We start from the raw sequence: 16,823 nt of genomic DNA, 5'->3' as shown, positions 1-16,823 counted from the left end.
AACTGGAGAAGCGAATGAAAGCCTTTTTGTCCCGTGCCACCCTGGCCAGCCTGTTGCTGGGTGCTTCGATGCTGGCTACTGCGGCTGACGGTATTCCGCGCAGTGCGCCACCTGAAGGTGCCAAAGTGTTTATCGTGTCGCCAAAAGACGGCGCCACCGTCGATAAAACCTTCACCGTCAAATTCGGCATGGAAGGCCTGCAGTTGGCCCCGGCGACCAGCCAGGACCCAGGCACCGGCCACCACCACCTGCTGATTGACCAGAAAGAGCTGCCGGACGCCAGCGTGCCGATCCCGGCCACCGACACCGTGATCCACTACGGCAAGGCCCAGACCGAAACCCAGCTGACCCTCACCCCAGGCAAGCACACCTTGCAACTGGTAGCTGGCGACAAACTGCACATGCAGTTCAACCCTACTGTAGCCTCGAAAGTGATCACGGTTAACGTTAAGTAAGATTTGTTCAGACAAAAAAATGGGAGACCCCTGCGGGCCTCCCATTTTTTATGCAGCGTTTAAAGCCTTAGAACAATACGCGGCTACGAATCGTGCCGTTGATGTGCTGCAGCTTCTCTTGCGCCAGGTCCGAGTACTCGGCGTCGACGTCGATCACCACGTAGCCGACCTTCTCGTTGGTCTGCAGGAACTGACCGGAGATGTTGATGCCGTTTTCCGCGAAGACCTTGTTGATCTCCATCATCACGCCAGGGATGTTCTGGTGGATGTGCAGCAGGCGGTGCTTGCCAGGGTGAGCCGGCAGCGCCACTTCCGGGAAGTTGACGGAAGACACCGACGTACCGTTGTCGCTGTACTTGACCAGTTTTTCCGACACTTCCAGGCCGATGTTGGCTTGGGCTTCAGCGGTGGAACCGCCGATGTGTGGAGTCAGGATCACGTTGTCCAGGCCACGCAGCGGGCTTTCGAAGATGTCGTCGTTGGAGCGTGGCTCCACCGGGAACACGTCGATCGCGGCGCCGATCAGGTGCTTGTCCTTGATCGCGTCGGCCAGGGCGTCCAACTCAACCACGGTGCCACGTGCAGCGTTGATCAGGATGCCGCCTTTCTTGATGGCGCGGATTTCCTTCTCGCCGATCATCCACTGGGTCTCAGCGGTTTCCGGAACGTGCAGGGTGACGATGTCGGACATGCCCAGCAGCTCGGTCAGGCTCGACACCTGAGTGGCGTTACCCAATGGCAGCTTGGTCAGGGTGTCGTAGAAGAACACCTGCATGCCTAAGCCTTCGGCCAGTACCGACAGTTGAGTGCCGATCGAGCCGTAACCGACGATACCCAGCTTCTTGCCGCGGATTTCGAAAGAGTTGGCCGCGCTTTTGATCCAGCCGCCACGGTGGCAGGAAGCGTTTTTCTCTGGGATACCGCGCAACAGCAGGATGGCCTCGGCCAGCACCAGTTCAGCAACGGAACGGGTGTTGGAGTACGGTGCGTTGAACACCGCGATACCGCGCTCACGTGCAGCGTTAAGGTCGACCTGGTTGGTGCCGATGCAGAAACAGCCGACAGCCACGAGTTTCTTGGCGTGGTCGAAGATCTCTTCGGTCAGCTGAGTGCGGGAGCGAATGCCGATAAAGTGCGCGTCGGCGATCTTTTCCTTTAACTGGGCTTCCGGCAGAGAACTGGTGATGTACTCAATGCTGGAGTACCCAGCGGCTTTCAGTACGTCGACAGCCGATGGGTGGACGCCTTCCAGAAGAAGGAACTTGATCTTGCTCTTATCGAGAGAAGTCTTGCTCATCTGCGTAAACCTGTATCCCGGAGAAAAATGGCAGGGAATCGAGCAGTTAGTGCCTTGAATCAGTGCACAAGAGCTGACCCGGACGGCAGGAAAGCCGTCACCGCAGAACGCCCTTGGGCTCTGTCCTGCGGGGGCGGTATGCTAGCATACGCGCCCCGCTAAACACCTATTCCTGCGACGTGAAGCGTTCTCAGGATGACCATGAATTGTTCGAGAGTTCTGTCGATGACCCATCCTGCCCTGATTGATGAGCTGAAGACCCTGGTTGAGCCTGGCAAAGTGCTGACCGATGCAGACTCCCTGGAGGCTTACGGCAAGGATTGGACCAAGCACTTCGCGCCCGCGCCTAGCGCCATCGTGTTCCCCAAGACCACCGAACAGGTGCAAGCCATCGTGCGTTGGGCCAATGAACACAAGGTGGCACTGGTGCCGTCGGGTGGCCGCACCGGTCTGTCGGCTGCTGCTGTGGCGGCGAATGGCGAAGTGGTCGTGTCGTTCGACTACATGAACCAGATTCTCGGCGTGAACCTCACTGACCGCACCGCCGTGTGCCAGCCGGGCGTGGTCACCAAGCAATTGCAGAACGTCGCCGAAGAGAAAGGCCTGTACTACCCAGTGGACTTCGCTTCGTCGGGTTCGAGCCAGATTGGCGGCAATATCGGTACCAATGCCGGCGGGATCAAGGTGATTCGCTACGGCATGACCCGCAATTGGGTGGCCGGCATGAAAGTGGTCACCGGCAAAGGTGATGTGCTGGAACTGAACCGCGACCTGATCAAGAACGCCACCGGCTACGACATGCGCCAGCTGTTTATCGGCGCCGAAGGCACCCTGGGTTTCGTGGTGGAAGCCACCATGCGCCTGGACCGTGCGCCGAAAAACCTCACCGCCATGGTGCTCGGCACCACTGATTTCGACTCGATCATGCCGGTGCTGCATGCGTTCCAGAGCAAGCTGGACCTGACCGCCTTCGAATTCTTCTCCGACAAAGCCCTGGCCAAAGTCATGGGCCGTGGCGACGTACCCGCGCCGTTCGAAACCGACTGCCCGTTCTACGCGCTGCTGGAATTCGAGGCCACCACCGAAGAAGTTGCCAACCACGCCCTGGAAACCTTCGAGCACTGCGTCGAGCAGGGCTGGGTGCTGGACGGCGTGATGAGCCAAAGCGAAACCCAGCTGCACAACCTGTGGAAACTGCGCGAGTACATCTCCGAGACCATTTCCCACTGGACCCCATACAAGAACGATATTTCGGTCACTGTCTCCAAAGTGCCGGCGTTCTTGAAGGAAATCGACGCGATCGTCGGCGAACACTACCCGGACTTCGAAATTGTCTGGTTCGGCCACATCGGCGACGGCAACCTGCACCTGAACATCCTCAAGCCGGAAAACCTGAGCAAGGACGAGTTCTTCGCCAAATGCGCCACCGTCAACAAGTGGGTGTTCGAAACCGTTCAGAAGTACAACGGCTCGATCTCCGCCGAGCACGGCGTAGGCATGACCAAACGCGATTACCTGACCTACAGCCGCTCACCGGTTGAAATCGAATACATGAAGGCAGTGAAGGCGGTGTTCGACCCTAACGGGATCATGAACCCGGGCAAGATCTTCGCTGTTTAATCGCCCCTGAAGGAGTCGTTCCATGAGCTACCAGCACAAGTATGTCGACGGCACCAACATCCACTTTCCCCTGGGTAAAGTGGTGTGCATCGGGCGTAACTACGCCGAACATGCCAAGGAACTGGACAACCCGGTGCCGACCGAGCCGCTGCTGTTCATCAAGCCGGGCAGCTGCGTGGTCGCACTGGAAGGCGGCTTCACCATCCCTACCGAGCGCGGTTCGGTGCATTACGAAGCGGAAATCGCGGTGTTGATCGGCAAGCCCTTGTCGACCAAACCCAGCCGTGAAGAAGTGCTGGACGCCATCTCCGGCTTCGCCCCGGCCCTGGACCTGACCCTGCGCGACAAGCAGGCCGAGCTGAAAGCCAAAGGCCTGCCGTGGGAAATCGCCAAGTCGTTCGACGGCGCCGCTGTGATTGCCCCGTTTGTGGTGAGTAGCACCTTTGCGGACGTGACCGACATCGGCATCCGCCTGACCATCAACGGCCAAGTGCGCCAGGACGGCAACAGCGCGCAGATGCTAAACCCGATCATCCCGATGATCCAGCACATGGCCGGCTGCTTCTCGCTGCAGGCCGGCGACGTGATCCTCACCGGCACCCCGGCGGGTGTGGGGCCGTTGAATGTTGGGGATGAGCTGGTGCTGGAGCTGGCGGGCGTGAGCCGCTTCGAAAGCAGCGTTCGCTAAAGGCTGGATGCACTTCAAATGTGGGAGCTGGCTTGCCTACGATGCGGACACCTCGGTGTATCAGTGATACTGAGGTGATGCTATCGCAGGCAAGCCAGCTCCCACATTTGATTGAGTACATCCTCAGAATCCCAGGCTTTTGCATTTTTTTCACACACCATCCGGATAATTCCAGCCTCCTGCGCGCAGGCCTGTTGATCCTGTGCTATCACCTAACGCTGACTTTCCGGAAAAGCGCTCAATGGCCGTGACCTTGCCCACCGCGACACCCAAGCCCCGTTCACGTTTTGCCCTGCGCTGGTATTCCTGGCTGTTCCTCGCCGGGGCGATTGTGTATGGCGTTGCCTGGCTCATGCACTGGGACGATCGTGGTGCGCTGTGGGTGGCGGAGCGCTTTGAGACGCCGGCCGAACAACAAGCCAGTGTGTGGCTGCCGGACTATCACGCGGTCATCGACGGCAAGTTGCTGCCCGGCATGGAGAAGGACGAGGCTTCGGACCTGGCCTACAACCCGCAGACCAAAACCCTGTTTTCTGTGATGGGCAAAAACCCGTTCCTGGTTGAGTTGAGCCTGCAAGGCGACGTGCTGCGCAAAATGCCGCTCAATGGCTGGAATAACCCGGAAGGCCTGACGGTGATGGAGAATGGCTTGATGGCCATTGTCGATGAGCGCATGCACACGCTCACCGTGGTGACAGTCGATGCCGGCACTCAACAACTGAACATCGCTGACTTCAAGACCTACGACCTCGGCCCGTCCAAGGACCAGAACAAAGCGTTTGAAGGCATCGCCTGGGACAAGCGCAACCAGCAAATCGTACTCGGCGAAGAGCGCCCACCTGCGCTGTTTACCTGGAAAAGCGATGGCGCCACGCTGACAGGCGACAAGCAAAAAGTCGCCAGCACCGAGTTGGACATGCGCAACCTTTCGGCCCTGGATGTCGACCCGCGCACCGGGCACTTGCTGGTGCTGTCGGCCGACTCCCACCTGTTGCTGGAGCTGGATGCAAAGGGCGAGCAAGTGAGCTTCATGACCCTGCTCGGTGGCTTCAACGGCCTCAAGCACACCATCCCGCGTGCCGAAGGCGTGACCATGGATGAGAGCGGCACGTTGTACATGGTCAGTGAGCCGAACCTGTTTTATCGCTTCGAGAAACAGAAATAACTGACGATTACGTCGGATACAGCGCTAGGAGCGTCATTCGCCAGGCAGTCGGCTGCGTTTAAGTTTAAATTCAGACAGGCGTGATATTCATTCGCCACTTTTTGACGTTGAGCTTGCCTGATGCGCCGACTTACCCGCCCCAAACCCGCGTTTTTTTTGGTGTTGCTGATCGCCTTGGTCACCGGCGCGGTGGTCGCACAGCAATTTCGCTTGTTCGAACGCGCGTGGTTCAACTGGCAGGCGTGGGGCCAGCCCGCCAATGAGCGCTCCATCGGCCTGGCCGATTACCGTGTCAGCCTGGAAGCCAAAGTGATCGAAGGCCTCGACGATGACGTCTCGGCACTCACTTATGACCCGGTGCGCAAAAGCCTGTTTACCGTCACCAACAAAAACGCCGAGCTGGTCGAGCTGTCCCTGGACGGCAAGATCTTGCGGCGCATTGCGCTGGTGGGCTTTGGCGATGCCGAGGCGGTGGAGTTCATCAGCGACAACATCTACGTCATCAGCGATGAAGCCCAGCAGCGGCTGATCAAGGTGCATGTGAATGACGACACCCAGTTCCTTGATGCTGCCGACGCAGAGCAGATGACCTTGGGTGTGCACATCGGCGGTAACAAGGGTTTCGAGGGCCTGGCGTATGACTCGGTAGGTAAACGCCTGTTCGTGGCCAAGGAGCGCGACCCGATGCTGATCTACGAGGTCCACGGTTTTCCGCATTTCAAGCCGGAAAAAACCTACTCGGTGCACGTGATCAACAACCCTAAGCGTGATGCCGGGCTGTTTGTGCGCGACCTGTCGAGCTTGCAATACAACGAGCGCAGCGGGCATTTGCTGGCGCTGTCGGATGAGTCGTTTTTGGTGCTGGAGTTGGACATCGACGGTCGCCCGTTAAGCAGCCTTTCTCTGCTCAACGGGCGCCATGGTCTGCAAAAACGTGTGCCCCAGGCCGAAGGTATCGCCATGGACGATGACGGCAGCTTGTACCTGGTCAGCGAGCCGAACCTGTTTTACGTGTTCAAAAAGCCCTGATCAAAACATCCACTGCACACCCAGCGAATAGCCGGTCTGGCTGCCTTCGGCATGCCCAAGGCGGCTGTTCACCTCGGCGTAAACGCCCAACTGCGGGGTGATCGCCAGTTGGCTGCCGATTTGCGCGCGGCCAAAGCTTTTATCCACTGAACCCAGTTTGGCGGTGCGCGCCTGGCTGTCGGCGTGGGCGGTCAGGTCGAGGTCATCCAGGCGCCCATCTGCCAGCTCCTTGACCCAGGCGATATCGCCGTAAGGCAGCAGGCTCAAGCCATAGGGCAGGGCGACTGCGCCGCGCACGCGCCAACCGAGGCTGGCTTCCAGGGAATCGAAGGCTTGTTCTTCGTACTCAAGCGCGGTGCGCAGGTTTTGTTTCTCGTGGAATTTATCGATGCGGTAATGGCTGTAATCCAGGCCGGCAAACGGCCCGCTCTTGATCGCGCCGAAATCGAAGTCATAGCCGCCAAGCACCCGCGCGCCCAAGGACAGGGCGTCAGTGTTGCCGCTCAGTCGCTGGTTGAGCAGGATCGGGCCGCCATTGGCCTGGATCAGCAGGTTGCGCTTGGCGTCGAAGCGCGTATGGCCGACGCTCAGGTCGCCGGCCAGCCAGCTTGGGCCGCCGTCATTGAGCAAGGCGTAGGCCGCAGCCTGCCAGGTGTCGCTGTCCAGTTTGCCGCGGTGCTCAAGTTTGTCGCGACCATTGAGGTAGCTCAGGCTGGCGCCGATGTTCAGGTTGGAGGTGAGTTGGTAATCGCCCAGCGCATGCACGCCCAGGCGCCGCGCCTCGGGGTTGAGTGGGCTGTCGAAGCCGCTGTCCGGGTTGTATTCGCCGTCCACACCGATTTCGCCATCGAAGCTTCCCACCTCGCGGCTGGCCGCTTGCAAGGTCAGCCAACGGCGATCATGCAGGCGCACCATGGCTTGGTGCTGGCGCTGCAGGTTGTCCTGCATATTGCGCGCAACGGCGCCGCCGGAGGCGGTCGAGGCCATCAGGTCGGCGTTGGTCAGCTCCAGCACCAGGCGGCTGAGCAGGCGCGAATAGTCGCGCAGGCGCTGGTCGATACGCGCCTGGCCGAAGGCGTCGGTGAGTACGGCTTTGTTGTCCTCGGCCGGGTCGTGCCAGGTGGAGCCACCGGGGATTTTCGGGTTGTTGGTCTGGGTGTAGCCGTCCAGGTCGCCCAGCTCCCAGTTGGTGGCTTCTATGTACAGAATCGGAATTTTCAGCGGTTCGAACGGCTCGCCATCGCTGCAGCAACCGGTGCCCTTGGGGTATTGCGGGTCCAGGCCCGGGTTGGTGAACAGCGGGATGTTCAGCTCCTTGGCGATCTGCAAGGCGTGTTCGCGCAATGAGGCCAGCGCGGGGTTGGCGGTGCTGTTCTGGCCGGCGTGGGCGTACATCATGTCGCCGGTGATCAGGCTGTCGAGGTTGATCATCGCCAGCATGTTCGCGCGCTGGCTGGCGCTGAGTGAATCGACGAAGGCCTTGGAGCCGCGTAGGCCTTCTTCTTCGGCGCCGAAGCCGACGATTTGCAGGCCGTTTTCCAACTGCAAGCCGCCGAGGTTCTTCGCCACCTCGGTCAGCACGCTGGCGCCGGAGCCATTGTCGTCCAGGCCTTGCAGGGCCGGGCGGCCGAAGTAGGTATCGAAATGCGCGCCAATCACCACGTACTGCGGTTTGGTGCCGGCGGCGTAGGCCACCACGTTTTGCGAGGCGCGACTGCCGTTGTTCCAGGTGAAATTCTGGCGACTAAGGCTGTAGGCCGAACCCATCTGGCTTTGCATCCAATCCGCGGCGCCGGCGAAATTGGCGGTGCCGCGATACCGGCCGGGGTAGTCGTTGATCAGCTTTTCCAGGGTGGTGTTGGCATGTTGGCCGTAATCGTAGGCCTGGGTGTGTGTCGACAGCAGCGTGCCGACAACGCTGATCGCGAGGGCTAAGGGCTTTATCACAAGGTCGTCCTTGAGGTGATGGGGATGTTCAAGCCCAGACCCATTGCACAATGCGCGCCTCATTCCGTGGGCGACTGCGAAGTGGCGCATTGTTAAACGCGTGGGTCGCTTGGCTGTAATTTGTAACGGATTTGATACTGATTGAGGTGTGAGATGTCGTGACGTGGCGCACGATTTTGGAGGGGGATGCTGCGAAAAGTAGCGTTTTTGTTACATGGATCTTTCGGACAATGGAATCAAATGTGGGAACTGCGGTGCGACGATTCGACTTGCCTGCGATGCGAACGGCTCGGTGTGTCAGTTAAACCGAGGCGATGCTATCGCAGGCAAGTCGAATCGTCGCACCGCAGCTCCCACACAAAGCCAGGCGGTGAGCTTTAGGCCTTGAGGGTTTTCACGCCTTCAGAGGTGCCCAGCAGCAACACATCAGCCGGGCGCGCGGCGAACAAACCGTTAGTCACCACACCGACGATCGCATTGATCTGGGTTTCCAGCTCCACCGGGTTGGTGATCTGCAGGTTGAACACGTCGATGATGATGTTGCCGTTATCGGTCAACACGCCTTCGCGGTACACCGGGTCGCCGCCCAGTTTCACCAGCTCGCGGGCCACGTGGCTGCGGGCCATCCGGATCACTTCCACCGGCAGCGGGAACGCGCCGAGTACCGGCACCAGCTTGCTGGCGTCGGCGATGCAGATAAAGGTCTTGGCCACGGCCGCGACGATCTTCTCGCGGGTCAGGGCTGCGCCGCCGCCTTTGATCAGGTTCAGGTGCTCGTCGCTTTCATCGGCGCCGTCGACGTAGAACTCCAGGTCGCTCACGGTATTGAGCTCGTACACCGGAATGCCATGGCCCTTGAGGCGCGCGGCGGTGGCTTCGGAGCTGGCCACGGCGCCGTCAAACGCGCCCTTGTGCAGGGCCAGCGCATCGATAAAGCAGTTGGCGGTGGAGCCGGTGCCGACGCCGACGATGCTTTTGTCGTCGAGTTTAGGAAGGATTAAATCGACGGCGGCCTGGGCCACTGCCTGTTTGAGTTGATCCTGGGTCATGCGGGCTCCGGAACGGGCGGGGAATTATCGAGGGCGGCGAGTATAACCCAACAAAACCTCGGGATTCGTGTGGTCGCCCGGCTAAACGCTGGGTTAGACTCCTTGGCCCTGCCCAACCCGCCCAGTGATGCTTTCCGATGCTTGAACAGTACGTCAAAAAGATCCTCACCTCGCGCGTTTACGACGTTGCCGTAGAAACCCCCTTGCAGACCGCGCGCCAGCTCTCCGAGCGGCTGGGCAACAAGGTCTGGCTCAAGCGTGAAGACTTGCAGCCGGTGTTCTCGTTCAAGATTCGGGGCGCCTACAACAAGCTGACCCAACTGAGCGCTGAAGAACGCGCGCGCGGCGTGGTCACCGCGTCTGCCGGCAACCACGCCCAAGGCCTGGCCCTGGCGGCCAAGGTGTTGGGGGTCAAGGCCACTATCGTGATGCCCAAGACCACCCCGGAGATCAAGGTCGAAGGCGTGCGTTCGCGTGGCGGCAAAGTGGTGCTGCACGGTGATTCCTTCCCGGAAGCCCTGGCCTACTCGCTGAAACTGGTCGACGAAAAAGGCTACGTTTACATTCACCCCTATGATGATCCGCACACCATTGCCGGGCAGGGCACCGTGGCGATGGAAATTCTGCGCCAGCACCCGGGGCCGCTGGACGCGATTTTCGTACCAGTGGGCGGCGGCGGGCTGATTGCCGGTATTGCGGCGTACGTGAAATACCTGCGCCCGGAGATCAAGATCATCGGCGTTGAGCCGGACGACTCCAACTGCCTGCAAGCCGCCATGGCTGCCGGTGAGCGCGTGGTATTGCCGACCGTCGGTATCTTTGCCGACGGCGTGGCGGTGGCGCAGATCGGCCAGCACACGTTCGACATCTGCAAAGACTATGTGGACGAAGTGATCACCGTCAGCACCGATGAAATCTGCGCGGCGATCAAGGACATCTACGACGACACCCGCTCCATCACCGAGCCGGCGGGCGCATTGGGTGTGGCGGGGATCAAGAAGTATGTCGAGACCCGAGGCATCACCGGGCAAACCCTGGTGGCCATCGACTCCGGTGCCAACGTCAACTTCGACCGCCTGCGCCATGTGGCCGAGCGCGCCGAGCTGGGTGAGGGCCGCGAAGCTATCATCGCCGTGACCATCCCCGAGCAGCCGGGCAGCTTCAAGGCCTTCTGCGAGGCCGTGGGCAAGCGCCAGATCACCGAATTCAACTACCGCTACCACTCCGGCCGCGAGGCGCACATCTTCGTTGGCGTGCAGACTCACCCGGAAAACGACCCGCGCAGCGCGTTGATCGCCAGCCTCACCAGCCAGGGTTTCCCGGTGCTGGACCTGACCGAGAACGAACTGGCCAAGTTGCACATTCGTCATATGGTCGGTGGGCACGCGGCGAAAGTGAGCGACGAGCTGGTATTGCGTTTCGAATTCCCGGAACGCCCGGGCGCGCTGTTCAACTTTCTTAACAAATTGGGCGGGCGCTGGAACATCTCGATGTTCCACTATCGCAACCACGGCGCGGCCGACGGCCGTGTGGTCGCCGGCTTGCAAGTGCCGGCGGACGAGCGCCATTTGGTGCCGGCCGCATTGGCGCAAATCGGCTACCCGTACTGGGATGAAAGCGAAAACCCGGCCTACCAGCTGTTCCTCGGTTGAGCGACTACGCTGACTGAGCGGCCTATAAGGAATCAAGACCATGGAAACGCTGACCACCCTAAAAGTTATCCACATCACCGCCACTGTGTTGCTGTTGCTCTGTGGCCTGGGCCTGGCGGTACTGGCCTGGCGCAAGCGCAGTGCCGGCCCGGCGGTTACCGTGCAACGCCCGTGGGCATTTGTGTGGCTGCTGATGGGGGTATGCATGGTCAGCATGCCATTCACCGGCTGGTGGCTGGCGCATTTGATCGGCTGGCCGCTGGGGCAAACCTGGATTCTGGGCTCCAGCATCCTCTACACCGTGGCGGCGCTGGCCTGGTTCTGGCTGGTGGCACGGCTTAACCGCCTGCGCCTGGGCGGCGGTGGCAGCCTGAATTTCACCCTGGCGCTGGCCGTGGTCAGCCTGGTGGGGTTTGTGGCGATTGCCGGGTTGATGGGCGCCAAGCCGGTCTAAAGGGGCTTCATGAACGTCCTTCTGGTCGGCGCCACAGGGTTTGTGGGCCGCCATCTGTTGCGCGCCTTGCAGCACGCCGGGCACTGCGTGATCGCGACCTCTCGAACGCCTCAACACCAGAGTTGGCCGGGGGTTGAGTGGCGTTCGCTGGACCTGGGCCGCCTGGCTGTCGACCCCGAGCACTTTGTCTTTCCTGAATCTGTTGATTTATTGATCAATGCGGCGGGCCTGCTCAGCGTGGATGTGGCTGAGTTGAGCCGGGTGCAGGATCAGGGCACTCGCGTGCTGTTTGATCTGGCCGCCCAGCGTGGCGTGCGGGTGTTGCAGATTTCCGCCTTGGGCGCTGCGGCGCAATCCGACCTGCCGTTCCTGGCCAGCAAAGGCTTGGCGGATGATTATCTGCTCAGTCTGGGCATAACCGCTGTGGTGCTTCGGCCTTCATTGGTGGTGGGCGCGGGCGGCACCAGCAGTGCGTGGCTGGCCGGGCTTTCGCCTTGGCCGCTGATTCCGCTGCTCGACCTCAAGGCCCAGGTGCAGCCCGTGCATATCGACGATCTGGTCGGTGCGGTAATGGCCCTGCTGCGCCAGTGGCCTGCTGAATCAATGGTGCTGCCGTTGGTGGGGCCCGAGCCGATGCGGCTGTCGCAGGTCGTTGACCACCTGCGCGCGGCTCAAGGCTGGGAGGCGGGCCGCTACATGCAAGTGCCGCTGCTGAGGTTGGGCGGTTGGCTGGGTGATCGCCTGGGCTGGCAGGTTTTGAACCGACAAAGTATCGCCCTGGCGCAACAGGACAATGTGGCCGACCCCGAGGTGCTGGCCTCGGTCTGCGGCTATACCGCCGCGCCGCTGGCCTCGCGCCTGCAGGATTGGCCGAACGCGGCCATCAGCAGCCAGCGCACTGTCCGCCCTCTGATGCTGGCGGTGATGGTGCTGATCTGGCTGGGCACCGCAGCGGTCTGCCTTGGCCCGGGTTACGACTGGGGCCTGCGCATCATGGCCGAGGCGGGCGTGCAAGGTACTTGGGCGACACTCGCTGTTATCGGCGGTTCGGCCTGCGATGCCCTGCTGGGCCTGGGCTTGCTGGTGAAGCGCTGGCGCAGGCAGGCCCTGACCCTGCAACTGCTGCTGATGGCCGGTTACACCGTGTTTATCAGCTTTGTTCTGCCCCATTACTGGTTTGACCCTTATGCCGCCGTCGCCAAGAACCTGGTGCTGATGGTGGCGACTGTATGGCTTCTTTGGACTGAACCTTTTTTTGAATGAGCCTCGTCGATGAGCGCATACCTGCTGCTGAAAACCCTGCATATCCTGTCCTCGACCATTCTATTCGGGTTGGGCGCGGGCTCGGCTTACTATGCCTTGCGCGCCTGGCGCAGCGGCAAGGTTGAAGTCATCGCCGTGACGTTCAAGCACCTGGTGTTCGCTGACTGGGCGTTTACCGCAACCACGGCGGTGTTCCAGCCCTTAAGCGGGGTTGGCTTGATGCACTTGGCGGGTTGGTCGATGCAGCAGAGCTGGCTGCAATGGACCGTCGGCCTGTATTGCCTGGCTGGGGTTTGCTGGTTGCCGGTGGTGTGGTTGCAGATTCGTGTGCACAAGATGGCGGAGCAGGCGTTGCGCGACGGCACGGCGATGCCAATCAAGGCGGCGACCTATATGCGCTGGTGGTTTGGCCTGGGCTGGCCGGCGTTTTTGGCGTTTATGGTGATTTTCTATTTGATGGTGGCTAAGCCGATGTAGGGCTTGGGACTGAGTCGACTTCATCGCAGGCAAGCCAGCTCCCACACTTGAATGTATTCACGAATCTAGGTGTGGGAGCTGGCTTGCCTGCGATGGGGCCATCAGCTTCGCAGTGTTATCACCGGCCAGCCGCGCTTCTGGGCCTCAGCCCGCAAATTCGGATCCGGATCCACCGCCACCGGGTGGGTCACTTGCTCCAGCAGTGGCAAATCATTCATCGAGTCGCTATAGAAATAGCTGTCTTCCAGGCTGTGCCCGGTTTCTTCCAGCCAACGATTCAAGCGCGTCACCTTGCCTTCACGGAAGCACGGCACATCGGTGCTGCGCCCGGTGTAGCGGCCATTTTCCATCTCGCACTCGGTGGCGATCAGGGTATCGACGCCCAGGCGTGCGGCAATTGGCGCGGTGACGAAGCGGTTGGTGGCGGTGATGATCACCAGCTTGTCGCCGGCAGCGCGGTGCTTGGCCAGCAGTTCCACTGCCTGCGGCAGCATGATCGGCTCGATGCAGTCGCGCATGTAGTCGTTGTGCCATTCGTCCAACTGGGCCATCTCGGTGCGGCCGAGGATTTCCAGGCAGAAGTTCAGGTAAGCGGCGTTATCCAGCGTGCCGGCCAGGTAGTCCTGGTAAAACTCGTCGTTGCGGGCCTTGTAGGCCACCGCGTCGAGAATCCCGCGTTCGCAGAGGTAATCGCCCCAGGCGTGATCGCTGTCACCCCCCAGAAGCGTGTTGTCCAAGTCGAATAAAGCCAGGCGCATTGCAGTTACTCGCTGAAAAGTCTGTAAAAAGGCGTCCAGAATACGGTCTTTTCACAAGAGTGCACATAAGGTAAGAAGCCTCGTTGCCGCTGGAACAACCTTTGTGGAACAATGCGGCGACATGCGTTTGCGAGGTTGTTGCCGTGATCGACCCCGATGGTTTCCGTCCTAATGTCGGGATTATTCTTACGAATGATGCCGGACAGGTGCTATGGGCTCGCCGAATCAACCAAGATGCCTGGCAGTTTCCTCAAGGCGGAATCAACCCCGACGAAACCCCTGAAGACGCCTTGTACCGTGAGTTGAACGAAGAAGTCGGCCTTGAGCGTGAAGATGTGCAAATTCTGGCCTGTACGCGGGGCTGGTTGCGCTATCGTTTGCCGCAACGCCTGGTGCGTACCCACAGCCAACCGCTGTGCATCGGCCAGAAGCAGAAATGGTTTCTCCTGCGCCTGATCTCCAACGAGCAGCGGGTGCGGATGGATTTGACCGGTAAACCGGAGTTCGATGGCTGGCGTTGGGTCAGCTATTGGTACCCGTTGGGCCAGGTGGTGACATTCAAGCGCGAGGTTTATCGTCGCGCTCTCAAAGAACTTGCCCCGCGCCTTTTAGCGCGCGACTGACGACGGAGTTCGACCCCGAGCCATGCTCAATACGCTGCGCAAGATCGTCCAGGAAGTTAACTCCGCCAAGGATCTCAAGGCGGCGTTGGGGATTATTGTGTTGCGCGTCAAGGAAGCCATGGGCAGCCAGGTCTGCTCGGTTTACCTGCTGGACCCTGAGACCAACCGTTTTGTGCTGATGGCCACCGAGGGCCTGAACAAGCGCTCCATCGGCAAGGTCAGCATGGCGCCCAATGAAGGTCTGGTGGGCCTGGTGGGGACGCGTGAAGAACCCCTGAACCTTGAAAACGCGGCCGATCACCCGCGTTATCGCTACTTTGCCGAAACCGGTGAAGAGCGCTACGCCTCGTTCCTCGGCGCACCGATCATTCACCACCGCCGCGTTGTCGGCGTGTTGGTCATCCAGCAAAAAGAACGCCGCCAGTTCGATGAAGGTGAAGAAGCCTTCCTCGTGACCATGAGCGCGCAGCTTGCCGGGGTTATTGCTCACGCCGAGGCGACGGGTTCGATTCGCGGCCTGGGGCGCCAGGGTAAGGGCATCCAGGAAGCTAAGTTCGTCGGCGTGCCCGGTTCGCCGGGTGCTGCCGTTGGTACGGCGGTGGTCATGCTGCCACCGGCCGACCTCGATGTGGTGCCGGACAAGACCGTCAACGACATCGACGCTGAAATCAAACTGTTCAAGACTGCCCTGGAAGGCGTGCGCGCCGACATGCGCAACCTCTCGACCAAACTGGCCACGCAACTGCGCCCCGAAGAGCGCGCGCTGTTCGACGTGTACCAGATGATGCTCGACGACGCGTCCCTGGGTAATGAAGTCAAAACCGTGATCAAGACCGGCCAGTGGGCCCAGGGCGCGCTGCGCCAGGTGGTCACCGATCACGTCAACCGTTTCGAATTGATGGACGACGCCTACCTGCGCGAGCGTGCCTCGGACGTCCGTGACCTCGGTCGCCGTCTGTTGGCCTACCTGCAGGAAGACCGCACCACCAACCTGGTCTACCCCGACAACACCATCCTGATCAGTGAAGAGCTGACCGCCACCATGCTTGGCGAAGTGCCGGAAGGCAAACTGGTGGGCTTGGTCTCGGTACTGGGTTCGGGTAACTCCCACGTCGCGATCCTGGCCCGCGCCATGGGCATTCCGACAGTGATGGGCCTGGTCGACCTGCCGTACTCCAAGGTCGACGGCATCGACATGATCGTCGACGGCCATCGCGGTGAAGTCTTCACCAACCCCAGCGAACTGCTGCGCAAGCAATACGCCGAGGTGGTGGAAGAAGAGAAGCAACTCGCGCTGGGCCTCGACTCGCTGCGCGAACTGCCGTGCGTGACCCTCGACGGCCACCGCGTACCGCTGCTGGTCAACACCGGCCTGCTGGCCGATGTGGCCCGCGCGCAACAGCGCGGCGCCGAAGGGGTAGGGCTGTACCGCACCGAAGTGCCGTTCATGATCAACCAACGGTTCCCGAGTGAGAAGGAGCAGCTGGCGATTTATCGCGAGCAACTGTCCGCCTTCCACCCCTTGCCGGTGACGATGCGCAGCCTGGACATCGGCGGCGATAAGTCACTGTCTTACTTCCCGATCAAGGAAGACAACCCCTTCCTTGGCTGGCGCGGCATTCGCGTGACCCTCGACCATCCTGAAATTTTCCTCGTACAGACCCGCGCCATGCTCAAGGCCAGCGAAGGCTTGAATAACCTGCGCATCCTACTGCCGATGATCTCCGGCACCCATGAGCTGGAAGAAGCCCTGCACTTGATCCACCGCGCCTGGGGCGAAGTGCGCGACGAAGGCGCTGACGTGCCGATGCCGCCGATTGGCGTGATGATCGAAATCCCGGCAGCGGTGTACCAGGCTAAAGAGCTGGCGCGGCAGGTGGACTTCCTCTCGGTCGGCTCCAACGACCTGACCCAGTACCTGCTGGCCGTGGACCGCAACAACCCACGGGTGGCCGACCTCTACGACTACCTGCACCCGGCGGTGCTGCAAGCCCTGCAACACGTGGTGCGCGACGCCCATGCCGAAGGCAAGCCGGTGAGCATCTGCGGTGAAATGGCCGGCGACCCGGCGGCGGCGGTGCTGTTGATGGCGATGGGCTTTGACAGCCTGTCGATGAACGCCACCAACTTGCCGAAGGTGAAGTGGATGCTGCGTCAGGTGAATTTGAGCATGGCCAAGGAATTGCTGGCCGAGCTGATGACCATCGACAACCCGCAAGTTATCCACAGCTCGCTGCAATTGGCGCTGAAAAACCTGGGGCTGACGCGGATGATTAACCCGGCTTCGGCGAAAACCCTCTAGACCGAGGCGCGGCCATTGCAGGCAAGCCAGCTCCCACAGGGGAA

Annotated in this window: 15 protein-coding genes; 11 read left to right on the top strand and 4 right to left on the bottom strand. The window is 60.7% G+C overall.

Going from position 1 to position 16,823, the window contains the following annotated elements; genetic code table 11:
- Positions 1-14 precede the first annotated feature (14 nt).
- Positions 15-455 carry a DUF4399 domain-containing protein gene (locus tag ACI77I_RS01235; protein WP_094949217.1) on the top strand — a complete coding sequence of 147 codons (441 nt, stop codon included), beginning with the start codon at positions 15-17 and terminating at the stop codon, positions 453-455.
- 67 nt (positions 456-522) lie between these two features.
- Here ACI77I_RS01235 and serA read toward each other — a convergent pair whose 3' ends face one another.
- Entirely contained in the window at positions 523-1,752 is a 1,230-nt protein-coding gene (gene serA / locus ACI77I_RS01230; RefSeq protein ID WP_010167810.1) for a phosphoglycerate dehydrogenase, read from the bottom strand.
- Between the two features lie 225 nt (positions 1,753-1,977).
- Between serA and ACI77I_RS01225 the strand changes: the two genes are divergently transcribed.
- From ACI77I_RS01225 to ACI77I_RS01210, 4 genes are all read left to right on the top strand, one after another.
- Positions 1,978-3,372, top strand: a complete 1,395-nt coding sequence (locus ACI77I_RS01225) for an FAD-binding oxidoreductase (protein WP_094949216.1) — start codon at positions 1,978-1,980, stop codon at positions 3,370-3,372.
- A gap of 22 nt (positions 3,373-3,394) precedes the next feature.
- The gene (locus ACI77I_RS01220; RefSeq protein WP_094949215.1) at positions 3,395-4,060 is read left to right on the top strand and encodes a fumarylacetoacetate hydrolase family protein; all 666 of its coding nucleotides are present in this window, start codon (positions 3,395-3,397) and stop codon (positions 4,058-4,060) included.
- A 241-nt stretch (positions 4,061-4,301) separates the two neighbouring features.
- The gene (locus ACI77I_RS01215) at positions 4,302-5,225 is read left to right on the top strand and encodes an SdiA-regulated domain-containing protein (protein ID WP_406996822.1); all 924 of its coding nucleotides are present in this window, start codon (positions 4,302-4,304) and stop codon (positions 5,223-5,225) included.
- Positions 5,226-5,345: 120 nt separating this feature from the next.
- Positions 5,346-6,254, top strand: a complete 909-nt coding sequence (locus tag ACI77I_RS01210) for an SdiA-regulated domain-containing protein (RefSeq protein ID WP_094949212.1) — start codon at positions 5,346-5,348, stop codon at positions 6,252-6,254.
- Here the strand turns inward: ACI77I_RS01210 and ACI77I_RS01205 are convergent, their stop codons facing one another.
- Positions 6,255-8,201: an autotransporter domain-containing protein gene (locus ACI77I_RS01205; RefSeq protein WP_406996821.1), complete on the bottom strand. Its 1,947-nt coding sequence runs from the start codon at positions 8,199-8,201 to the stop codon at positions 6,255-6,257. It lies immediately after the preceding gene.
- 377 nt (positions 8,202-8,578) lie between these two features.
- Positions 8,579-9,250, bottom strand: coding sequence for a ribose-5-phosphate isomerase RpiA (rpiA, locus tag ACI77I_RS01200; protein ID WP_406996820.1), 672 nt, complete (start codon positions 9,248-9,250; stop codon positions 8,579-8,581).
- A 137-nt stretch (positions 9,251-9,387) separates the two neighbouring features.
- Here rpiA and ilvA point away from each other — a divergent pair, with 137 nt between their 5' ends.
- From ilvA to ACI77I_RS01180, 4 genes are read left to right on the top strand one after another with little or no spacing between them, the layout of a single operon-like run.
- On the top strand, positions 9,388-10,902 hold the full coding sequence (ilvA, locus tag ACI77I_RS01195; protein WP_094949209.1) for a threonine ammonia-lyase, biosynthetic: 1,515 nt from the start codon (positions 9,388-9,390) through the stop codon (positions 10,900-10,902).
- Positions 10,903-10,942: 40 nt separating this feature from the next.
- Positions 10,943-11,356, top strand: coding sequence for a DUF2269 family protein (locus ACI77I_RS01190; RefSeq protein ID WP_242153343.1), 414 nt, complete (start codon positions 10,943-10,945; stop codon positions 11,354-11,356).
- Positions 11,357-11,365: 9 nt separating this feature from the next.
- Positions 11,366-12,619 carry an SDR family oxidoreductase gene (locus ACI77I_RS01185; protein WP_406996819.1) on the top strand — a complete coding sequence of 418 codons (1,254 nt, stop codon included), beginning with the start codon at positions 11,366-11,368 and terminating at the stop codon, positions 12,617-12,619.
- A 9-nt stretch (positions 12,620-12,628) separates the two neighbouring features.
- Positions 12,629-13,096: a DUF2269 domain-containing protein gene (locus ACI77I_RS01180; protein ID WP_242153337.1), complete on the top strand. Its 468-nt coding sequence runs from the start codon at positions 12,629-12,631 to the stop codon at positions 13,094-13,096.
- Between the two features lie 101 nt (positions 13,097-13,197).
- On the opposite strand, the gene ACI77I_RS01175 is transcribed toward ACI77I_RS01180, so the two are convergent.
- Entirely contained in the window at positions 13,198-13,854 is a 657-nt protein-coding gene (locus ACI77I_RS01175) for an HAD family phosphatase (RefSeq protein WP_094949205.1), read from the bottom strand.
- Between the two features lie 143 nt (positions 13,855-13,997).
- On the opposite strand from ACI77I_RS01175, the gene ACI77I_RS01170 reads away from it, so the two are divergent.
- The gene (locus ACI77I_RS01170) at positions 13,998-14,477 is read left to right on the top strand and encodes an RNA pyrophosphohydrolase (RefSeq protein WP_003176750.1); all 480 of its coding nucleotides are present in this window, start codon (positions 13,998-14,000) and stop codon (positions 14,475-14,477) included.
- A 22-nt stretch (positions 14,478-14,499) separates the two neighbouring features.
- Positions 14,500-16,779, top strand: coding sequence for a phosphoenolpyruvate--protein phosphotransferase (gene ptsP / locus ACI77I_RS01165; protein ID WP_094949204.1), 2,280 nt, complete (start codon positions 14,500-14,502; stop codon positions 16,777-16,779).
- Positions 16,780-16,823: the final 44 nt, after the last annotated feature.

The sequence above is a fragment of the Pseudomonas sp. D47 genome (assembly GCF_045447305.1).
Taxonomy (GTDB): domain Bacteria; phylum Pseudomonadota; class Gammaproteobacteria; order Pseudomonadales; family Pseudomonadaceae; genus Aquipseudomonas.
Note: the sequence above shows the minus strand (reverse complement) of the source record. Positions and strands in the feature narration are given on the sequence as shown.